The organism is Nitratidesulfovibrio vulgaris str. Hildenborough (genome assembly GCF_000195755.1).
Taxonomy (GTDB): Bacteria; Desulfobacterota; Desulfovibrionia; order Desulfovibrionales; family Desulfovibrionaceae; genus Nitratidesulfovibrio; species Nitratidesulfovibrio vulgaris.
This window is the reverse complement of the sequence record NC_002937.3, coordinates 3045836-3066447: the sequence shown is the minus strand read 5'-3', so window position 1 is coordinate 3066447 and position 20612 is coordinate 3045836. Positions and strand designations below refer to the sequence as shown.

Sequence of the window (20612 nt, the reverse complement as noted above, 5' to 3'; positions counted from 1 at the left end):
TCCTTAGATGCCGAGGCCCTTGAGCAGGGCTTTGGCTCCGGCGAATATCAGAACGCCGATGACCATGTAGCGGATGAACTTGGGCTTGGCCACGGCGAGCAGACGCACGCCGACCACTGAACCGAGCATCAGGCCGACGATCGAGGGAATGGCCATCAGCGGGATGACACAGCCCTGATTCAGGTAGACCCACGCTGCCGAGGTGTCGGTGATGGAGAGCAGGAACTTGGAGGTTCCCACGGCGACCTTCAGCGGAACGCCCATCAGCAGGTTGAGCACCGGAACGTTGGCCCAGCCTGCGCCAAGGCCGAACATGCCCGCCATGATGCCGATGATGATGAACAGCAGCAGACCGGGAAGCGTGCGGTGGGTCTTCCATTCCACGGTCTCACCGGTGGTGGGTTCGATGAAGGCGCCCTGAAGGCCGAGGGCGAGGCCGATGGCGTCCTGCTGTTTCACTTCGGGGCGTACCGAGTTCTTGGAGAACAGGAGCAGGCACGCGATGAAGAGGATGGTGGCACCGAGGAATATCTGCACGATGTTGGTGGGCAGGGCGAGGCCCAGCATGGCGCCCACGATGGCGCAGCTGGAGGCGATGAGGGCCACCGGAAGTGCGAGGCGGAGACTGGCGAGGTTGCGCTTGAGAAGGCCCGGGCCGGCGGCGAGGGCACCGGCGAGGGCCACCAGAAGACCCGCGCCGCGGACGAAGTCGAGGTGGAAGGGGAAGAAGCCGCTGACCAGCGGAACGAAGAGCACGCCGCCGCCCACACCGGCGAGAACGGCGATGATGCCGAGAATGAAACAGAAGAACAGCAGTGTGGTGGGCCAGAACCACCACGGATGGTTGCCGGGTAGGGCCGCTGCGGACTGGGTGACCGACTGGGCCACGTCTTGTGCGGCACTGGTGGCTGTCGCGGGCATGGCCATGAGAAGCAGGGCCACCCCGGCCAGGGCTACGCAGGTGAGCAGGCAGAGGAGCCTCGTCGCGTTGCGGGTTTTCATACGGTGTTGTCCTCTTTTGAAACATTGAAACACAAATGAAACAACCAACACGGTGACGCGGTTCCCATTCCTCCGGTTATTTCTTCTCCGTGGACTGGTCTGCCGCATTGTAGCGATAGAAGTCCGTAAAAAAGCATGGTTGCGAGTTGTGCAATGCTTTTTGTCGTGGACTTGTGACATGTATAACAAGTTCCGTGCCAGCGGTGAGCGCTTGCCGTTCCACGGATTACAAGCTATCAAGACTCCATGAGCGGCAAAAAATTACCGCATAGCGGCAATTCTCTTCCCATTGAGGGGACGGTATCGCCCCAGCGCGAAACGCTTCAGAACGGAACGGACTTCCTGCTTCTGTCAGGCGTCATGCAAAGGTTGCGGGTGCTTGCGTCGCAAGTCGCCTCCTCCGATGCGCCAGTGCTCATTCATGGTGAGACGGGAACGGGCAAGGAACTCTTCGCCCGTCTCATCCACGATATGGGCATTCGAGCCAAAAAGCCTTTTGTGGCAGTCAATTGCGGAGTCCACGAGGGTGAGCTCTTCGCCGACAAGTTCTTCGGCCATGAGCAGGGGGCGTTCACCGGGGCGCACAGAATGAGTCAGGGATGTTTCGAGCTCGCTTCGGAGGGGACGCTCTTCCTTGACGAAGTGGGCGAGATACCCGGTGCCAATCAGGCGGATTTCCTGCGGGTGCTGGAAGAGAAGCGTTTCAGGCGCATCGGCGGGCAGCGTGACATCCCGTTTCAGGCGCGTATCGTCGCCGCCTCGAACCGTGATTTGCAGGAGATGGTGGGGCAGGGGCAGTTCAGGGCCGACCTCTTCTACAGGCTCAATGTCATTCCCGTGGTCCTTCCGCCCTTGCGTGCCCGCAAGGAGGAGGTCGTGCCGCTGGCACGGCATTTCCTGACCCATTATGGCGACAAGTACCATCGGCCCGGTGTCCGTTTCGCCCCGGAGACGGAACAGGCGCTGGCGGCGTACCAGTGGCCGGGGAACGTGCGCGAGCTCAAGAATCTTGTGGAACGCATCGCGTTGCTCGCGCCGGAAGGCGTTCTCGGGCCTGAACATCTGCCGCTTGAGTTGCGTTCAGCCGCTGCGGTGGAGGTGGGGGTGCCCCACGAGGTGCCGGAAGACCTGAGCCTCGACCGGGCCAGACGAGAGGCCGAGGTGCGCGTCATCCTCAAGGCCATGCGCGCCACTGGCGGCAACAAGGGCGAGGCGGCCCGCCTGCTGGGAGTGAGCCCGCGTACCCTGCGCTACAAGTTTGCGGAGTATGCGTTGCGATTCTGAAACGCACACGACATGAAGTCGGCCCGTTGAGTTCATGCCCGAAAAAGTCGTGGCATGAATGTCATATATATTAGTTGGTTGTTTGTCGTGTTGTGGCGACCATGCAAGAGGGGCGGCAAAAGATTGCCGCCCCTCTTGCATGGTGCTTCCCCTTCAGTGTCGCGCGGGCCATGAAAGACCGTGTTGCCGGTTTCTTCGCCGTCTCTCCTGGGGGCTAGTGGCGGGGAGGCCGGAATGGCGGTGTCATCCTGCCAGTGTCATGAAACATCCGGTCATACCGGGCCGCCGTGACTGGCCGCCGTGACTGGTCGTCATGGCAGGCGGTCATACCTGAGTCGCCATAACGGGTCGGCATGTCCGCTTGCGTCTGGGGCGTCGCGGCTTGTCGGGTTGCAGCGCGGTCCAGCTTCTGTAGCGTGTCAGAGTGAAGGGGCGGGGTGTGTAAGCCCGTCTATCCAGTGCGTGTCACGTCCGGCCTGTTTGGCGCGGTAGAGTGCCGTGTCGGCCCTGCGGTAGAGTGTGTCCGCCGTGGAGACCTCGCCCGACTGTAGCATGGCCCCGCCGATGGAGACCGAAAGGATACCGCTTCGACTTGCGGTGTGGGGCAGCGAAAGGCTTCGCAACTCTGCGCATACCCGGCGTGCCACGTCATCCAGCTGAAGCGCGTCGTCCACATGGGCGATGATGGCGAATTCCTCGCCGCCAAGACGGTACGCCATGTCCACAAGTTCGCGCGAAGATGACACGAGAACGCGCGCCAGATGTTGCAAGGCGAGGTCGCCTTCGGCGTGTCCGTAGGTGTCGTTGAACTCCTTGAAGCGGTCGACATCCACGATGAGCAGCCCGAATCCCCGTTCCCCCCGTGCCGCCCGTGCCAGTTCCATGGCCAGCACCTCGTCGAAGAAGCGCCTGTTGTGCAGCCCGGTGAGACTGTCACGGATGGAGAGTTCACGATTCGTGCGCAAGGCCACGGCAAGGATGTAGAGCAGCCAGATGCTGACGGCCAGCAGTACGAGGATGCCCCCGACAGGCAGGGCCGCGAAGAGCGCGTCGTTGGCGATGTTGCGTGTCGGCATGGTAAGGAGCAGATGCCACCCGAGGTCGTTCAGCGGGACATGGAACACTGTGTACCCGGCATGCATCACGCCCACCTCGCGTTGCGACCTGATGTCGGCCATCGCTTGAGAGAGGTGCTGCGGCAATGCCAGCAGGCTGTCGTGCGTCGACATGTCGCCTTCCATGGCGCTGTCAGCGAGCAACTCCCCCTTGGGCGTGGTGATGACGATGCGTACATCGTGCTTGAGGTGGTGGCTTGCGATGCCCTGAAGTTGCCGCAACGAGATGTCGATGCACAGGCTGCCCCTGAAGATGTCACGTTCATAGACGGGGCCACCGGCTGTCACCATCCAGCCCTTTCCCGCCGTATCGAGGTAGGGCGGGGTAAGATAATGGGCGCGTGCCGGGTTGGCGTCCGGGCGCGCCAGCGTATGAAAGGGCAGTTCCAGTACGATGTCCTCGAAAAAGAAGGATGAAGGGGGCGCCGCCGGGTGAATGAGCATGAACCTTCGTTCCGAGGTGTAATAGACCCACGGGGTGGTGTTGTCGCGCTGGAAGACCTCGCGCAAGAGGATGAGCAGCCGTAGCGACATGGTCATCTCTCGCAGGGTATCATGCGTCAGGGGCACAGGGCCGAGTCCCGTGAGTGAGCTTCCGGCTGTGAACGGCGGTGCGCTGTCATGATTCAGCGCATAGCCGTAACGTTCGGGGACGGGGGCAAGGGCATCGGCGACCCAGGGCAGGGGGGGGCTACCTTCGTTCAGGAGGCTGCTGCCCATGTCGGCGATGGCCTGGGCCGTATCAAGACGTGACTCCATGAAGTATTCGACCTCGCGGGCGTGCCGTTCCGCGATGTGTCTGTGGTCCCTGCGGATTTCATCCATCGTGCGGGCATATATGGAGAACACCACGATACAGGCGGCACCGAGCACCAGTACGGCGACGAGCGAAAGCAGCCGCGACAGTCGGGGGCGGCGCGTGGTGACATCCACAAGCGCGTCGAGAGCGTGCCGTGGAGGGGGGGCAGGGGGCTGGTGCTGCATGGCGGCTCCTTATGGAGGCGTGGTAACCATGCAGTATGACACGGAGGCCTTGCCCGGACAACGCATTATATCTCTAGAAGCTATGCGTCGCGCAGAAAAGGAAAAGCCCTCATGTGGGAACATGAGGGCATGACTTCAGTGGCGTCCCCAAGGGGATTTGAACCCCTGTCGACGGCGTGAAAGGCCGTTGTCCTGGGCCGGGCTAGACGATAGGGACGCAATAAGGGGGGTGCTTGGCTGGGCTGCTAGGACTCGAACCTAGATTAACGGAGCCAGAATCCGTCGTCCTGCCAATTGAACGACAGCCCATCAGCGAGGAGCCGTTGTATAGAGAGTCGGCACGCTTGTCAATGTGCCAACGTCACTTTTCGGATTTTTATCCGATATCCGGCGTCAGGCACAGTGCTTTCCCTTGCGGCAGCGGGCGATGGCGCGTGCAAGGCGGCGCATTCCCTCTTCGAGAATCTCGGGGTCGTGCTGGGTGAAGTTGATGCGCAGGTGTCGTTCACCTTCCAGCCCTTCTGCGAAGAAGGGGGTACCCGGAGTCACGGTCACGCCATGCCGCGCCGCTTCGTGGGCCAGCACAGTGGCACCGACCCCCTCCGGCAGCGTCATCCATGCGAACAACCCGCCCCGCACGGGGGCGATGGTCACATCGTCCGGCAGGTGGCGCACTGCGCTGTCGAGAAGGGCATCACGACGCACCTTGTAGATACGGCACGCGCGGGTGAGGTGGGCACGGTAGCTGCCGAGGTCGACGAAGCGTTCCAGTGTGCGCTGTACGACGCTGGAGGTGGAGAGGTCGTACATGCGTTTCACCCGTGCCAGCATCCGCAGCACCGGCCCTTCGGCCACGAGGTACCCCATGCGAAGGCCGGGGACCAGCATCTTGGAGAACGTCCCTGCGTAAAAGGTGTGTCCGGGCGGAGTGAGGCTGTGTAGCGAAGGCTGTGAATACCCTTCGTATCTGATGTCACCCACATAGTCGTCTTCGAGGATTGGAACACCGTGCGCCACGGCGATGGCCGCAATCCGTCGTCTGCGCTGGCCGCTCATGCAGATGCCCGTGGGGTTCTGGAAATTGGGCATGGTGAAGACGAGCCCGTGTCCGTGGCGGGCGATGGCTTCGCGCAGTCCCTCGGCGGACATGCCTTCGCTGTCTGTGAAGACGGGTACGATGCGTAACCCCAGTGTGCGGAAGAGCGCCATGCCGTCGGCGTAGGATGGCGTTTCGACATACACGGGGTCTCCCGGTTTCAGGACGACCTGCGCCACAAGATGGAGTGCCTGCTGTGAGCCTGCTGTGACGAGCACCGTGTCGGGTGTCGCCGGAACACCCTGGTCGGCGAGGATGCGCGCGATGGTGCGCCGCAAGGGCGCGTAGCCCGCCGGGTCTTCATACTCAAGGGCCTTGATGCCGTCGCGGGCGAGAACGGTGCGCAGAGTGCGTCTGAACGAGGCGAGGGGGAAGAGGCGTGCGTCGCTGTTGCCGCTGGCGAGGGCGATGGGGCCTTCATCGGGACCGGGAACCTGCAAGGGAATCATCAGGTCGCAGGACAGGTCGGGTCGTCTGTCGCAAAGGGCCTGCTGCCAGCGCGGAAGTTCGACGGTGGCGGCATCAGAAGCCGAAGACGCCGTGCCCCTTTTCCTGCCTGTCGCAGCGGGGGGGGCGGCGGGGACCGCCCTACCGTCGAGAGAGGGCAGGGCACATGCGGGAAAGGGCGGAAGCACGAACGTTCCGCTGCCCCCGCGTGCGGTCACGAGGCCATCGGCCTCAAGTTCACCGTAGGCCGTCTCGATGGTCACGCGGTTTACGCCGAGGTCTTGTGAGAGGCGGCGTATGGAAGGCAGCCTCATGCCCGGTTCGAGCGCACCGCGTTCTATCTGCGCGCGAATGAAGGCGGCGACCTGTGCATAGAGAGGTAGGCTGAGGCTTCTGTCCAGCGGGATGTTCATGGCGGGCCTTCAAAGGGTTCAGGTCTGTCTGGGAGTGTGTGCCGATTGCCCGCGTTCCATCGGGGGCGCGCCTTCTCGTGGCTGGATATCCCGTTTCGCGTTCCTGCACATCCGATTCGGCATCAGGATGCCCCTGTGGCGTGTCTTCCGCACTGGGCGGGTTCTCATGGTGGTTTGTCTGCGGAGTTCCGGGATGCAGACGCGCTGCCGGGGTCTGGTGGCAGGTACACATGAGTGACCCCATCGAATATGTCAAAAGTGCCCCTTTTCGCCGGGTCGTTTCAAGCCTACCCAAGCAGGACAGGCTAGGCAATAGGAGACGATCATGGGTTATGGCATCGAATGTGGGGCGAACACGGCACAAAGTGGTGCCCGTGGCTACGTCATCGCGCTGGTCAGTGCGGTCATCATGTCCTTCACGGGCATACTCATACGGTTCATCAGCGTCGAATACGCGCTGCCTCCGGTGCAGTTGGCCTTCTGGCGCAACTTCTTCGTGGTGGCTACGCTGTTGCCGGTGCTGCTATGGAGGGGGATACCCATCGGCCTGAGGTCATGGCGCGACAGATGGCTGCTTGCGGGCTACGGTCTGCTGCTTGCCGTGTTCAACATGGACTGGACCATTGCCATCGTGGAGACGGGTGCCGCCGTGGCGACGGTGCTGGTCTACTGTTCAGCGGCGTATACGGGCATCTTCGGCTGGCTTCTGCTGGGAGAGGCCCTTACACTGCCCCTCATGCTCACGGTGGCGGGTTGCCTCGTGGGGTGCGCCATGGTCTGCGGCGTTGCCGACCCCGGCGCGTGGAACATGAGTACGCTGGGCCTCGTGACGGGCATCGCCTCGGGCCTATTGTATGCGGCCTACAGCATGCTGGGGCGCGTGGCTGCACGGCGCGGTATCGATGCGTGGGTGACACTGCTGCACATCTTCGCCTATGCGGCGGTGTTTCAGGCTGTTGCCAACCTTCTGCTGGCGGCCTATGCGCCGGGACTGGGACTTGGTGCGGCCGGATTTGTAGGGTCTGGCATGGCCCCCGGTTGCTGGCTTGCGCTCTTCATCCTTGCCGCAGGGCCGACATTGCTCGGCTTCGGGCTGTACAACGTCTCACTGGGCCTGTTGCCCGTGGTGGTGGCCAATACCATTCTTCTACTGGAACCAGTGCTCACGGCGGTCATCGCCGACGCATGGCTTGGCGAGAAGCTGACAACCATGCAATGGGCCGGTGCGCTGCTCATCGTAAGCGGTGTAGGCCTGCTGCGCCTCATCCCCTCCAGGGTGAAGGTGCCGCCGCAGGCCAAGGCTGCTGATGCCGTGCCCTCTACAATGCAGGAAAGGGAGGCCCCATCGCACGGTCAAGCGTGAGGCCGTGTGGCTTGTCCCCCACCTGACGGGCGGGAGGCGAAGGTACGGACATGCCTTCGCTTGCCGCCCTCTTCCGTCTGCATGGGCGGCCTGCTGTCCGGCGACGATGGCATGCAGGCACGTGGCGAGGGCCGACGGCTGTTAGCGGAATCGCCGGTTACTGCCATGGCAGGTGGCTGATGCCCCTTCCACTGTGCCAACGTAGAACGCCCCGCGAATGCGGGGCGTTCCGTGTCAGCTTCGTGCGACTGTCGCCTTTCTAGCCCATCTTCTTCTCGAGTTTCGCCCACGTGTCCTTGAGGGTCACGGTGCGGTTGAACACGGGCGCACCGGGCACGGAGTCCGGGTCGGCGCAGAAGTAGCCCATGCGCTCGAATTGCACCTTGGTGCCGGGTTCGATGCCGCCCAGCGAAGGTTCGAGCATGGCGCGGACGACCTTGAGCGAGTCGGGATTGAGATTGTCGGTGAAGACACCGCCTTCGGGCACGTCATCGGGGTCGGATACGGCGAAGAGTTGCTCGTAGAGGCGCACTTCCGACTCAACGGCATGGGCAGCGGAGACCCAGTGCAGCGTCCCCTTGACCTTGCGACCGTCGGGCGACGAACCGCCGCGCGATTCGGGGTCGTAGGTGCAGCGAAGTTCGACGATGTTGCCCGCCTCGTCCTTCACCACCTCGCGGCAGGTGATGTAGTAGGCGTAGCGCAGGCGCACTTCGGCACCGGGGGCGAGTCGGAAGAACTTCTTGGGCGGGTCTTCCCTGAAGTCGTCACGTTCGATGTACAGCACGCGCGAGAAGGGCACTATGCGCGAACCGAAAGACGCGTCTTCGGGGTGGTAGGGCATGTCGAACTCTTCGACCTGCCCTTCAGGATAGTTCTCGATGACCACGCGAATGGGGTCGAGAACGCCCATGACGCGGGGGGTGGTGGCGTTGAGGCGCTCGCGGATGCAGAACTCGAACAGCCCGTAGTCGACCGTGCTGTCCGCCTTGGCGACGCCGATGCGGGCGCAGAATTCGCGTAGCGCCTCGGGGGGCACGCCGCGACGGCGCAAGCCGCTGATGGTGGGCATGCGCGGGTCGTCCCATCCCTTCACGAAGCCGCCTTCCACAAGCTGGATGAGCTTGCGCTTGGACAGCACCGTGTAGGTGAGGTTGAGCCGGGCGAACTCTATCTGCTGCGGGTGGTAGACGCCGAGGGCATCGAGCGTCCAGTCGTACAGTTCGCGGTTGTTCTCGAATTCGAGGGTGCAGATGGAATGCGTGATGCCCTCAAGCGAGTCGGAGATGCAGTGCGTGAAGTCGTACATGGGATAGATGCACCATGCGTCGCCGGTACGATGGTGGTGGGCATGGCGGATGCGGTACAGCGTAGGGTCGCGCATGACCACGTTGGGCGAAGCCATGTCTATCTTGGCACGCAGCACGTGGGTGCCGTCGGCGAATTCGCCAGCTCTCATGCGGCGGAAGAGGTCGAGGTTCTCTTCAACGCTACGGTTGCGGTAGGGGCTTTCGGTGCCGGGCTGCGTGAGCGTACCCCGGTGGGCGCGTATCTCCTCGGCGGAGAGGCTGTCCACGTAGGCTTTGCCAGCCATGATGAGCTGTTCGGCGAACTGGTAGAGTTGTTCGAAGTAGTTCGAGGCGTAGAATTCACGGTCGTCCCACGAAAAGCCCATCCATGCCACGTCGGTGCGGATGGAGTCGACGTATTCCCGGCTTTCCTTGACAGGGTTGGTGTCGTCGAAACGCAGGTTGCACTTGCCGCCGTATTCGTTCGCTATGCCGAAATTGAGGCAGATGGACTTGGCGTGCCCGATATGCAGATAGCCGTTGGGTTCCGGGGGAAAGCGCGTGTGTACGCGACCGTCGAAACGGCCCGTTCTGTTGTCGGCGACAACGCGGCTGCGCACGAAGTCGAGGCCGGGAGTCGCCTCGGTGGTTCGTTCGGAAACGTTCGGGTTCTGTTCGCTCATGGTATGGTCCCTTTTGTGTGGGCTGGGGCTGGATTGGCGTCCTCACGCCGGACACGCCAGATTACGGGATGGGCCGTGGGTGGTCAATGGTGCTCTGACGTCCGGCACTCGTGGCCGAAGCGCAAAGTGCTTGCCATATCATAGGCGGTCGGGGATTATGATATGTGGAGGCAACTATGAGAGGGCTGATGGAGTTGTACGGTCTTTCGGCCGCCGACCCCGAGTGTGCGGCGCGTCTTCCGTCCGGCGTACTGCTGGATGGAGGGTCCCTGTCACATCATCCGGCGCCCATGCTCTTCATCGAACCGGAGTCGGGCGGCATCGTCGAGGCCAACCGTGCCGCGTGCGCCTTCTATGGGCACCCGTTCGAATGTCTTTGCACGATGTTCATCGACGACATCAACATGCTGCAACGGGATGAGATACTGGCCCGTCGCAGGGCCGCCGCGACGGGACTGGCGAACAGGTTCTCCATGCCGCATCGCCTTGCGACCGGTGAGGTGCGCGAGATGCTGGTGCATTCGCACCCCGTCATGGTGGGCGAAAGGCAGTTGCTGTTTCCGTGGTGCACGACGTCACCGAATGTTCACGCATGGGCGAGGCGTTGCGCAGCCGCGAAGAACGTCTCGAACTGGTGGCGAGTTCAGCGACGCTGGGCCTCTGGGACTGGGATGTGCGCACAGGGCGGCTTTCCGTGAATCCGGGGTGGGTGGCGTTGCTCGGTTTCCCGGCGGGCTGGACGCAGCGGGGCATCGACGACTGGATGGAACGCATCCACCACGCCGACCGCAATCGCGTGCTCACGGCGCTCAACGCCCACCTTGAGGGGCGCACGGACAGGTACGAGGCAGAGTACCGCATCCATGACGGGGGCGATGCCCTGCGCTGGGTGCATGATCAGGGGCGGGTAGTGCGGCGTGATGCCGTCGGCGTTCCGGCGCGGGTCATCGGTCTGTTCATGGACGTGACTGCGCGGCGTTATGCAGAGGAGTCGCGGGCGCGGCTTTTCGAACTGTCTCTCGACATGCTGTGCATCCTCGACTTCGAGGGGCGATTCCACGAGGTCAATCCGGCGTGGAACAGCACCCTTGGCTGGACGGTGTCCGAGATGCTGGAGACGTCGCTGGGAGGGCTCACCCATGAGGCTGATGCCACTGCCGTGGCGCAGGCTCTTGACCAACTCGCAGCAGGTGAAAGGGTCCGGGGGCTTGAGGTGCGGTTGAGATGCAGCGATGGCACATGGAGGTGGCTGTCGTGGAGTGCGCGGCCCGAGGTCGAACAGAGACGCATCTACGCGGTGGTGCGCGACGTCACGCACCAGAAGCGGCAGGAGGTCGAACTGCGGCGGATGGCCTCGATGGATGCGCTCACAGGCGTCTCGAACAGGGCGACATTCATGGAGACCCTGGCCGACATGATGCAGCGTTGCTGCCACGACAGGGCGGTGGCTTCTGTCCTTGTCATGGATGTGGACAACTTCAAACTGGTCAATGACACGTGGGGGCACGCCGTCGGAGACGAGGTGCTGCGGCGGCTTGGCCGTGCGATGGTGCCCCTGTTGCGCACCGTCGACACCGTGGGTCGTCTGGGGGGAGAGGAGTTCGGCGTACTCTTGCCGGGCGTGGGGCCCGAGGCGGCGTGCTGTGTGGCGGAACGGTTGCGGGCAGCCATCGCAGCCATGGAGGTGCCGTGCGACGACGGACGGGGTGAGGCCTTGCGGGTCACGGTCAGTGTGGGGGTCGCGTCGTGTCCTCCCTATCATTCGGTGACCGAGGTGCTGCGCGCCGCCGACAAGGCCCTCTACCGCGCCAAGGCCTCGGGACGTGACCGTGTGGTGTGCGGCCCGGTGGCCCTTCTCGAGATGTCATGCCCCGAGTCGCCTACCATTCCTTGAAGATGAAGAAGGCCGCGGCCACGATGAGACCGAAGCCGACAAGATGATTCCAGCGTACAGGTTCGCCGAGATAGAGGGCGGAGAACACCACGAACACCGAAAGGGATATGATCTCCTGAATGGTCTTCAGTTCGACGGCGTTGTAGTAGCCGTAGCCCGCCCTGTTCGCGGGTACCTGAAGGCAGTATTCGAAGAAGGCGATGCCCCAGCTTGCGGCGATGGCAAGCGTGAGCGGCATGGCCTTGAACCGCAGATGCCCGTACCATGCGAAGGTCATGAACACGTTGGAGAGAAAGAGCAGGCCGATGGTGACCACCGGAACGGGGAGGGATGCGAACATGGAGGCTCCTCAAGGCGTATCGGTTGACGCGTGCGCGCCGTGCCTTGCTGTGCCGCGAAGCGCAGGCTTGGTCAAGCGTCAGGCCTTGCATTGCCGCATCGCAAGCGCCATGCCGTCTGGAATCATGCCCCGTCTGCCATGTACTGCGTCGTCTCACGCCATTCCGCCCGCCTTCGCACCTCTGTCATGCATTCCGAGAGTGCTCAGCCGTTCTCGTCCACCAGTGTCCCTGATGCGCGCAGGATGAGGTCGAGCAGCAACTCCTCGGTAGTGCGACCGTCATTGCCTCTTTCGCGGACGATGGCTGCTGCGTCCATGATGTCCGCCTGTTTCGCCAGCGCGGCGCTGTGGCCCGCGATGCTGGACGAGCGCCCTGCGTACAGGTCGGCGATGGTTGTCACCGTGGTCGAATCGGTGCTGAGCCTTGTGGCGGTGGCGGCTGCCGCCGCAGCGTTGGCGAGGTCCGCCGTGCCATCGTCGTAGGCGTTGTAAAGGTCGCTCTTCATGTCCAGCAGTGCGAGGTCGAAGCCGTCGCTGCCGGACTGGATACGTAGCGAACCGGAAAGGGTGGTGCCGCTGCCCGACGTCGTCATGCGGCTGTCTGTACCCCAGTTCGTGCCGTCCAGCAGGGAGATGCCGTTGTAGGATGTGGAGGAGATGATACCCCGCATCTCGTCCCGTAGCGACTTGTAGAGTGGCTTGGCGTTGGCCGTGGTCATGGTGCCCGCTGCGACCTCGTCTGCGATGTCCTTCATGTCGGCGAGGATGTCTTTGATGGAGTTCATGGCGCTGGCACCGGTGTCCATGATGCTCTGTGCTTCGGCCACATTCTTCGACGCCTGTCGCAACATGCCGGCGTCGGCGCGTAGTGTGCCGGAAAGAGCCTTGGCGGTGGGGTCGGTGCGCAGCGGAACGCTCGCCTCTTTCAGGACAAGGTCGCGCAGCGTCTTGCCGGTTGCACTCCCCATGAACAGGCTGTTGGTGAGCATGTCCTGCTGGAGAAGTTGCAGCGAGTAGTCGACGATGAAGCTTTGCAGGTTCCGGTCTGCCATGGCGTGCTCCTTGCCTGATAAACCCTAACGATAGTCGTATCGGACGGAGGGGAGGGAACTTTAGGGCTGACCTGAAAAAGGGAAGGCACCGCCATGACAGCGGCGAGGCGGTTGTTTTTTTGTGTCGGGCCGAGTGGGCATGGCGCAGCCATCCGCTAGCCGTGCGGTATGACGAGCCTTCTGCCGTGTGGCGAGCCTTGTCGGACACGTGTGTGAAGGTGAAATTTTAAGTGTTTTATTTCATGTCGTTACGAGGGCGATGCCTTGCCCGTCAACGGTTTGCGGGCTGCCTGTGCACCACGTGAAAGGGTTGCCGCGTCCTTCCCCGTCTGCTATTCGTGCACCGTCGTTCTTCTCCGGTTTCGGGAATCCGGTGCGAGTCCGGAGCGGTCCCGCCGCTGTCATCCCTGCGCCTCGGGCGCCACGCCACAGCCATGAAGCCACTGCCCCCTGCGGGCGGGAAGGCGGTTGTGAGTGGGGAGAGCCAGAATACCGGGCCGGAGCAGTCTCGATCCCTCGTTGCACGCGGATGTACCGGGGGTTCAGCCATTCACCATTCGCGGTGCGGGTGGCGACGTTTCCGACGTCGACCCGTGCCTCCGCACGCAGTGCCGCCCGTTGCCATGACGGGGTCCGCCGGTCTTGTGCGTGCCCGGAGCCAAGCATCCTATGCCCAAGAAGATTCTCAAGCGCGACGGCCGGGTGGAAACCTGGTCGGTCGACAGGGTGGCGCACGCCATCAACAAGGCCCTGAAGGCCAGCGGTATCAAAGACCCGTTGCTCGGCAAGCGCCTTGCCTCACGCGTCGAAGCCAAGCTTGAAGACGTGGACGCCCCGGAACAGGAGCACGTGCAGGACATGGTGCAGCGCGTGCTCATGGAAGCCCGTCTCTACGCAGTCGCCGAACGGTACATCATCTACCGCGAGAAGCGGCGCGAGATGCGCAACCAGAATCAGGCCTATCTCGACATCGCCCGCATGATCGAAAGCTACCTCGACCGTAGCGACTGGCGGGTCAACGAAAACTCCAACATGGGGCATTCGTATCAGGGCCTCATCCTGCATATGGCGGGGTCTGTGCAAGCACGGTATGTGCTTGAGAAGTACCCTGAAGAGGTTCGCCTCGCCCATACGCACGGCTATTTCCACATCCATGACCTTTCGTTCGGTCTTGCTGGCTACTGCGCGGGCTGGAGTCTGCGCGACCTGCTGCTCGAGGGCTTCAACCTCAAGGGCCGCTGCTGCGCCGCACCCGCCAACCACTTCGATGCGGCCTGCGGGCAGATCGTCAACTTCCTCGGAACGTTGCAGAACGAGTGGGCCGGTGCGCAGGCGTTCAACAACGTCGATACCTATCTCGCCCCCTTCGTGCGCCATGACGGGCTGACCTACGACGAGGTGAAGCAGACCATGCAGAAGCTGGTCTACAACCTCAACACCACGTCGCGGTGGGGCGGGCAAAGCCCGTTCACCAACTTCACCTTCGACCTCGCACCGCCAAAGCACATCGCCAACGAGCCTGTCATCATCGGTGGCGAGTTCAAGGACTCGACCTACGGCGAGTACGGGGTGGAGATGGAGATGATCAACCGAGCGTTCATCGAGGTCATGCTCGAAGGCGACGCCGACAAGCGCATCTTCTCCTTCCCCATCCCCACCTACAACGTCACCCCCGACTTCCCGTGGGATTCCGAGGCGGGCAGGCTGCTGCTGAAGCTCACGGCGCGCTACGGGGTGCCGTACTTCCAGAACTTCATCAACTCCGACCTCAACCCCGAAGACGTACGCTCCATGTGCTGCCGTCTGCAGATGGACCTGCGCGAGATTCGCAAGCGCACGGGCGGTCTCTTCGGTTCGGGCGACCTCACCGGTTCCATCGGCGTGGTCACGCTCAACCTGCCCAAACTCGCCTACCTCGCACAGGGAGAGGAAGACTTCCTCGACATGGTGACGGAGTATGCCGAGATGGCGCGCGACGCCCTCGAATACAAGCGCAAGCTGTGCACCAAGCTGCTCGAGGCGGGCATGTTCCCGTTCTCGCGCCGCTACCTCAAGAACGGCTACAACGGGCACTTCTCCACCATCGGTCTCATCGGCGGGCACGAGGCGTGCCTCAACCTGCTTGGCAAGGGCATCGAGAGCGAGGCGGGGCTGCGGCTCATGAAGCGCACCCTGAACCACCTGCGCGACCTCACGGTGCGTTTCCAGGAAGAGACGGGCCACATGTACAACCTTGAGGCGACCCCCGGCGAAGGCACCTGCTACCGCCTTGCCAAGGTCGACCGCGAATTGTACGAGGACATCGCCGTCTCCGGTGGTGACGTGCCCTACTATACGAACTCGACGCTTCTGCCCGTGGGCATCACCGATGACGTGTTCTCCGCGCTGGAGCATCAGAACGAACTCCAGACCCTGTACAACGGGGGCACGGTGTTCCACTCGTTCCTCGGCGAAGCGGCACCGGATGAGGACTCTGTGCGCAACTACCTCATGAAGGCCATGAGCAAGACGCGCATCCCCTACATCTCGGTCACGCCCACGTTCTCCATCTGCCAGAATCACGGCTATCTGCACGGCGAGCATTTCAACTGCCCGCAGTGCGGTGACGAGGCCGAGGTCTACACCCGCGTGGTGGGCTACTACAGGCCCGTCAACCGCTGGAACCTCGGCAAGCAGCAGGAGTACAAGGAACGCAAGGAATACAGCGCCAACAGCTTCTGCGGCTGCGGCAACGGCTAGCGCGCCGCGTCGGACAGCATGGTCACACGGGGCGGACGGTCTTTGCCGCCGCCCCGTTCGCGCATCAGACGCCCGGAGGCTCCGTGATACTCAATTCCAGCCAGCTTGAGGCCCTTCGCCAGCGCAACGACGAGGAGTTGCACCGTAACGGGCAGGGAACGCCGGGCTATCCGGCGGGAACCATCCGCGACCTTCTCCAGACCATCGAGGCACTGAAGAAGGAGAAGAAGAAGTGGCAGCGCACGGCGCAGGAACGCGGGCAGGCGCTTGAAGCCGTGCGTGCGGTGGTGTCGCGTGTGCATCTCCCCGGTGACGGCAGCGAATAGGCCCTCTGTCCCTGCGCGAAGGGGGGACGGTGTATGACCATCTCCCCCGATGCGTCGCTACGTTCACCGCCTGCATCAGCATACAGCAATGCCCGGAAGGTCTGGTACCGCCGGGCATTTCGCGTATGGGTGTTCCTGCTTCTTGTGCACCGGGATTGAAAGGCTGGCGGGCCATCAGGCCGGGCAGGTCGGGAGGTCGGGCAGGTCGGGCGGGGCATCAGGTCGGAAGGTCAGGCGGGTCATCAGGTCTGGTACCGTTCGATACAGCGGAAGAGGGGCTTCGGACTATGACGGGCGTCGCCTTCACTGTCTCGGGCGGCCGTGGCACGGTGCCGGTGAAGGATGCCCCGTGGTTGTGACGCCGCGACGCGACAATGGACAGAGAGGGCCCTAGTTGCGCCGGAAGGGGAAGGCGTCGCGGAAGACGATGGTGTCCCCGCTACGTATCTCGATGGCGACGAGGGCGATGTCGCCGCTGGAAAGGCCCTGCGGCAGGCGCGCCGAAGCGACAATCTTCTTGAAGCGCGAGATGCGGAAGTCGGCAGCCTCTGCCGGGATGGCAAGGTCGTGTCCCGTTCCTTTGCCGTCGATGGCCACGAAGACCACATGCCCTGCCAGTTGCCGGGACGTGTCACCGTTGGAGAGGCTGAACGTCACACGGATTTTCCCTTGCGGCGAAATCTGCACCTGCACATCGTCGACGCGTGCCTGCCCGTTGTTGATGGGCGAGATGTCGCGTTTCGGGGCGGACGCTGGTGCATCCTGAAAGAGGGGGGCAACGGTTGCGGCCTCCGAAGCATCGGAAGGTGTCCCGGTGGTTGCGTCGTCCGGCTGGTCCGTCGTGAGGCCGGGGGGGGTATCTCCGGCGGGGGCACCGGATGACGTCGCATCAGGCGTCGCCGTCGCCCCGTCACCGTGTGCAGAGAGGGGTGACGCACTCTCGCCCGGGGCGGAGGCTGTGGGGGCTGGTGTCTTGCGAGGGGCCACCAGTGCGTGCAATCGCACGGGGTCTTCGCGTTCGAGAAGGATTTCCAGGTTGGAGAGGCGTTCTAGTTCGACGCGCATCTCCTTGATTTCACGCGTAAGGTCGCGGTTGGCATCCACAAGTGCCGTATTGCCTTTCCAGAAGGTCGCGGCAGCCCATATGCCGAGGACGGCAAGGGCGGGCACGATGAAGAGCGTGGTCACCAGCAGGCGGAGTGCCAGCGGTGAGACGCGCAGCCTGCGGACATTGCCATCGTCCCGCATGAGCAGCAGGCTGTAGTGCTTCGCAGGGCGGGGCGCACTCACGGCAGCGGTGCCCAGTCTTCGCGGACGATGCGCCAAGAGGCACCGTACGGCTTGAGGTAGATGGTCTTGACGCCCTTGTCCCGGTAACCGCGCGTGTCCTTGTAGTCTTGTGTCATGTCGGCGGTGACGCCATCGGGGGTGATGGCGACGCGTACGCCTTCGAGGGCGACCTTCACAGGGCGGATGGTCGCCCACAAGGTGCGCTTGTGTTCGGCGATGGCGGCAACGCCGACGCGGTCGCCCTGTCGGGCGTCTTCGGCATACCACGAGGCGTAGCCTTCCACATCGCAGGTCTCCCACGCCTTGCGCCACTGTTCGATGAGTTCGGCGACGCGGGGGCTCACATCCTCAAGATAGTCGTCTTCCATGCCAAGGTCTGCCGGAACCCACTCCATGCCCACGATGCGCATCACGCCATCCTTTCCGGGCTGCCAGTAGAGGCGGCGCACCCCTTCGCTGGTGTGGTTGGGGGCGCGGTAGTACTGGTCGAACCATGTCACCCAGTAGCCGGGGCCCTGCAACACCTTAACGTCGTGCACGGTCGTGTGTATCCACGGCAGGGTCTTGAAGAGACGTTCCTTCTGGCCCTTGAAGGCATGGAAAGGGGCGTCTTGCGCGAGGCTGTAGGCGTCGGGGTCGTAGAAGGAGAACATCTCCTGCGACCGCGCCGACCATGCGCGCGCCCATGCGTACACACGGTCGCGCAGGTTGCGGGCGGTCTCTATGTCCTGCTTGCTGAACGAGGCGTCAGAGGCGACGGAATCCGCCACCGCGACGGGGGTCCCGGGGGCGAGTGTGCCCGCAAGTGCGTCGATGTCGCCACGATTGAGGGCGATGCACCCGCGTGTCTCGCGCGGCGTGATGTCGCGCCCCTTGCTATGTATCCAGATGCCGTAACCGCTCTTGTGGCGCAGCCTGTCCACGGGGTTGGGGTAGTTCAGCGTGTAGGCTATGCCGCCGTACAGCCCGTAGTCGAGGCCGCTGGTACGCTTGCCTTCGATGAAATAGATGCCCTCGGGGGTGCGCAGGTCGCCTTCGGCGACCTTGTCGCCATCGGCCTGCCCTGTGGTGCAGGGAAAGGTGCCACGCAGCGCAAGCGGGCTGTGCCGTTCGAAGATGAGAAAGCGCTGGTGGTTCTTGTCGACAGCGAGAATACGGCGCGGGGTGAGGTCGCTGTCTGCGATGGCGGTGTTCCAGCCCTTGTCCGAGGCTGACGAGGTGGCTGCTGCGAAAAGGACGAAGAGCAGCGCGAGGATGGGGATACGTCGGATGAGGGCTGGGTGCATCAGGTCCGCAAGTTTTTTTGTCGCGCCCCCGGCGGGCGGGGGCGCGGTGTCGTTATGTTCTACGAGCGGGCTGCGGCGACGAGTTCGTCGCGGGTGAACACGGAGATGAGTTCGTACCCGGCGTCCAGTATCGCCTGCCTGCCCCCTTCTTCACGATCGAGGACGGTGCATACCGCCACGATATCGAGTCCGGCGGCCTTGACCCTCTCACATGCTTTTAACAGGGAACCCCCGGTGGTGACAACGTCTTCGAGCATGGCAACCTTGTCGCCGGGCTTGAAGTTGGCGAGTCCCTCCACGTACTGGTCGGTGCCATGGCCCTTGGGCTGCTTGCGGACGATGAACCCGGCCAGCGGGCGTCCCTTCTCGTGGGAGATGACCGTGGTGGCGGAGATGAGCGGGTCTGCACCCAGCGTCATGCCGCCCACGCCCACGATGTCCACATCCTTGAGCAGTTCGTTGAACAGGGTGCCGATGAGCCACGAGCCTTCGGCGTGCAGGGCAGTCTGCTTGCAGTCGAAGTAGTAGGTGCTCTTGCGGCCCGAAGTGAGGGTGAAGTCGCCTTCACGGTACGATTTCTCGACCAGCAGACGGGCGAGGCGTTTCTTGAGTTCCTGCATGAGGGGCTCCTTTAGGCGAAGACGCGACGGAAGATGGTGTCTTCGTGGCGCAGATAGTACGAGGGGTCGAACAGGGCATCGAGGGTCGCGGCGTCGATGCGCGACGAGATGTCCGCGTCTGCCCGCACGATGTCGGGGAAGGGGCGGTGCGTCTCCCAGCTTTGCATGGCGCAGCGCTGCACCATGACATAGGCCTCCTGCCGTGCCATGCCGCTTTCCACGAGGGTCAGCAGCACGCGCTGCGAGTAGAACAGCCCGTACGACATGGCGAGGTTGCGGTCCATGTTCTCGGGGATGATGCGCAGGTTCTCGACGAGGTTGGCGAGGCGATGCAGCACGTAGTCCATGAGGATGGTCGAGTCGGGCATGATGACGCGCTCGACGGACGAATGGCTGATGTCGCGTTCGTGCCACAGCGCCATGTTCTCCATGGACGCGAGGGCGTTGGTGCGGATGAGCCGCGCAAGGCCCGTCATGTTCTCGGCGGAGATGGGGTTCTTCTTGTGGGGCATGGCGGACGAACCCTTCTGCCCCTTGGCGAACCCTTCTTCGGCTTCAAGCACTTCGGTGCGTTGCAGGTGGCGCAGTTCGACGCACAGCCTTTCGACGCCGCCTGCGGCCAGCGCCAGCGAGGTGAAGTAGTGGGCGTGGCGGTCGCGCTGGATGATCTGCGTCGAGACGGGGTCGACCTTGAGGCCGATGAGGTCGAGGGCGATGGCTTCCATCTCGGGGGAAAGGAAGGCATAGGTGCCCACCGCGCCGGATATCTTGCCAACGCGGATGCCTTCGAGGGCGTCCTTGAAGCGGGCGAGGTGGCGCTGGAACTCGGCATGGAAGCAGGCCATCTTGAGGCCGAAGCTCGTGGGTTCGGCGTGGATGCCGTGGGTGCGGCCCATGCACAGGCGGCCCTTGTTGGCGTGGGCGACCTTGCCGATGACGTCGAGCAGCCGCTCGAAGCCCTTGACGATGAGCTCGCCGGCCCTGACGAGGAGCAGGCCGTTGGCGGTGTCGACGATGTCCGATGACGTGCAGCCGAGGTGGATGAAGCGGGCGGCGGGGCCGACCTTCTCTTCGACGGCGGTCAGGAAGGCGATGACGTCGTGTCGCGTGACCTGCTCAATCTCAAGGATACGGTCGGTCTCGAAGTCGGCCTTGTCGCGGATGGTCTGCATGCTCTCTGCATCGATGACGCCGAGGCGATGCCACGCCTCACAGACGGCGATCTCCACCTCGAGCCAGGCGCGGAACCGGTTGTCCAGTGTCCAGATGTTGCCCATCTCGGGGCGGGTATAGCGGTCGATCATGGAAAATCCTTGGCAGGCTTGCGATTGCTTGGGGAGGGCGTGCGCCCGTGGTGGCCGGAAACGAAAAAAAGGGCAGCCGAGGGCC

At 63.2% G+C, this 20612-nt stretch carries 16 protein-coding genes, 2 tRNA genes and 1 riboswitch; of the genes, 6 read left to right on the top strand and 12 right to left on the bottom strand.

Features of this window, described 5'->3' with window-relative positions:
* Positions 1-3 precede the first annotated feature (3 nt).
* Complete coding sequence (locus tag DVU_RS13895; protein ID WP_010940217.1) at positions 4-1002, bottom strand: sulfite exporter TauE/SafE family protein; 999 nt, start codon at positions 1000-1002, stop codon at positions 4-6.
* Positions 1003-1248: 246 nt separating this feature from the next.
* Between DVU_RS13895 and DVU_RS13890 the strand changes: the two genes are divergently transcribed.
* On the top strand, positions 1249-2286 hold the full coding sequence (locus DVU_RS13890) for a sigma-54 interaction domain-containing protein (RefSeq protein WP_010940215.1): 1038 nt from the start codon (positions 1249-1251) through the stop codon (positions 2284-2286).
* A gap of 419 nt (positions 2287-2705) precedes the next feature.
* Here DVU_RS13890 and DVU_RS13885 read toward each other — a convergent pair whose 3' ends face one another.
* The 4 genes from DVU_RS13885 to pdxR all read right to left on the bottom strand — a co-directional run bounded on the left by DVU_RS13885 (position 2706) and on the right by pdxR (position 6341).
* Positions 2706-4385: a GGDEF domain-containing protein gene (locus tag DVU_RS13885; protein ID WP_010940213.1), complete on the bottom strand. Its 1680-nt coding sequence runs from the start codon at positions 4383-4385 to the stop codon at positions 2706-2708.
* Positions 4386-4524: 139 nt separating this feature from the next.
* Positions 4525-4602: transfer RNA gene (locus tag DVU_RS13880), tRNA-Glu, on the bottom strand.
* Positions 4603-4619: 17 nt separating this feature from the next.
* Positions 4620-4694 (bottom strand) — tRNA-Gln (locus DVU_RS13875).
* A gap of 84 nt (positions 4695-4778) precedes the next feature.
* Positions 4779-6341: a MocR-like pyridoxine biosynthesis transcription factor PdxR gene (gene pdxR, locus DVU_RS13870; RefSeq protein WP_010940212.1), complete on the bottom strand. Its 1563-nt coding sequence runs from the start codon at positions 6339-6341 to the stop codon at positions 4779-4781.
* Between the two features lie 325 nt (positions 6342-6666).
* Between pdxR and DVU_RS13865 the strand changes: the two genes are divergently transcribed.
* A complete protein-coding gene (locus tag DVU_RS13865; protein WP_010940211.1) occupies positions 6667-7704 on the top strand; it encodes a DMT family transporter in 1038 nt (345 codons plus the stop codon).
* A 259-nt stretch (positions 7705-7963) separates the two neighbouring features.
* Here DVU_RS13865 and DVU_RS13860 read toward each other — a convergent pair whose 3' ends face one another.
* Entirely contained in the window at positions 7964-9676 is a 1713-nt protein-coding gene (locus DVU_RS13860) for a glutamine--tRNA ligase/YqeY domain fusion protein (protein ID WP_010940210.1), read from the bottom strand.
* A 176-nt stretch (positions 9677-9852) separates the two neighbouring features.
* On the opposite strand from DVU_RS13860, the gene DVU_RS16895 reads away from it, so the two are divergent.
* The gene (locus DVU_RS16895; RefSeq protein ID WP_226987312.1) at positions 9853-10374 is read left to right on the top strand and encodes a PAS domain-containing protein; all 522 of its coding nucleotides are present in this window, start codon (positions 9853-9855) and stop codon (positions 10372-10374) included.
* Positions 10269-11570 carry a sensor domain-containing diguanylate cyclase gene (locus DVU_RS13855; RefSeq protein ID WP_226987311.1) on the top strand — a complete coding sequence of 434 codons (1302 nt, stop codon included), beginning with the start codon at positions 10269-10271 and terminating at the stop codon, positions 11568-11570. Before DVU_RS16895 ends, DVU_RS13855 begins: the two co-directional genes overlap by 106 nt.
* Here the strand turns inward: DVU_RS13855 and DVU_RS13850 are convergent.
* Complete coding sequence (locus DVU_RS13850) at positions 11557-11910, bottom strand: DMT family protein (RefSeq protein WP_010940209.1); 354 nt, start codon at positions 11908-11910, stop codon at positions 11557-11559. The genes DVU_RS13855 and DVU_RS13850 overlap by 14 nt on opposite strands.
* A 203-nt stretch (positions 11911-12113) precedes the next feature.
* Positions 12114-12962: a flagellin gene (locus DVU_RS13845; protein ID WP_010940208.1), complete on the bottom strand. Its 849-nt coding sequence runs from the start codon at positions 12960-12962 to the stop codon at positions 12114-12116.
* A 341-nt stretch (positions 12963-13303) separates the two neighbouring features.
* A riboswitch (cobalamin riboswitch) is annotated at positions 13304-13477 on the top strand.
* 154 nt (positions 13478-13631) lie between these two features.
* On the opposite strand from DVU_RS13845, the gene DVU_RS13840 reads away from it, so the two are divergent.
* Positions 13632-15701: a ribonucleoside triphosphate reductase gene (locus DVU_RS13840; RefSeq protein WP_010940207.1), complete on the top strand. Its 2070-nt coding sequence runs from the start codon at positions 13632-13634 to the stop codon at positions 15699-15701.
* Between the two features lie 83 nt (positions 15702-15784).
* On the top strand, positions 15785-16027 hold the full coding sequence (locus tag DVU_RS13835; protein WP_010940206.1) for a hypothetical protein: 243 nt from the start codon (positions 15785-15787) through the stop codon (positions 16025-16027).
* A 390-nt stretch (positions 16028-16417) separates the two neighbouring features.
* On the opposite strand, the gene DVU_RS13830 is transcribed toward DVU_RS13835, so the two are convergent.
* Genes DVU_RS13830 through purB form a run of 4 tightly spaced genes read right to left on the bottom strand, consistent with a single transcriptional unit; the run spans position 16418 to position 20527 of the window.
* Complete coding sequence (locus DVU_RS13830; protein ID WP_014524588.1) at positions 16418-17317, bottom strand: hypothetical protein; 900 nt, start codon at positions 17315-17317, stop codon at positions 16418-16420.
* Positions 17314-18603: a L,D-transpeptidase family protein gene (locus DVU_RS13825; RefSeq protein ID WP_010940204.1), complete on the bottom strand. Its 1290-nt coding sequence runs from the start codon at positions 18601-18603 to the stop codon at positions 17314-17316. Before DVU_RS13825 ends, DVU_RS13830 begins: the two co-directional genes overlap by 4 nt.
* 59 nt (positions 18604-18662) lie before the next feature.
* Positions 18663-19223 (bottom strand): orotate phosphoribosyltransferase, encoded by a 561-nt coding sequence (gene pyrE, locus DVU_RS13820; protein WP_010940203.1) that lies wholly within the window; start codon positions 19221-19223, stop codon positions 18663-18665.
* An 11-nt stretch (positions 19224-19234) separates the two neighbouring features.
* Complete coding sequence (gene purB, locus DVU_RS13815) at positions 19235-20527, bottom strand: adenylosuccinate lyase (RefSeq protein WP_010940202.1); 1293 nt, start codon at positions 20525-20527, stop codon at positions 19235-19237.
* Positions 20528-20612 lie beyond the last annotated feature (85 nt).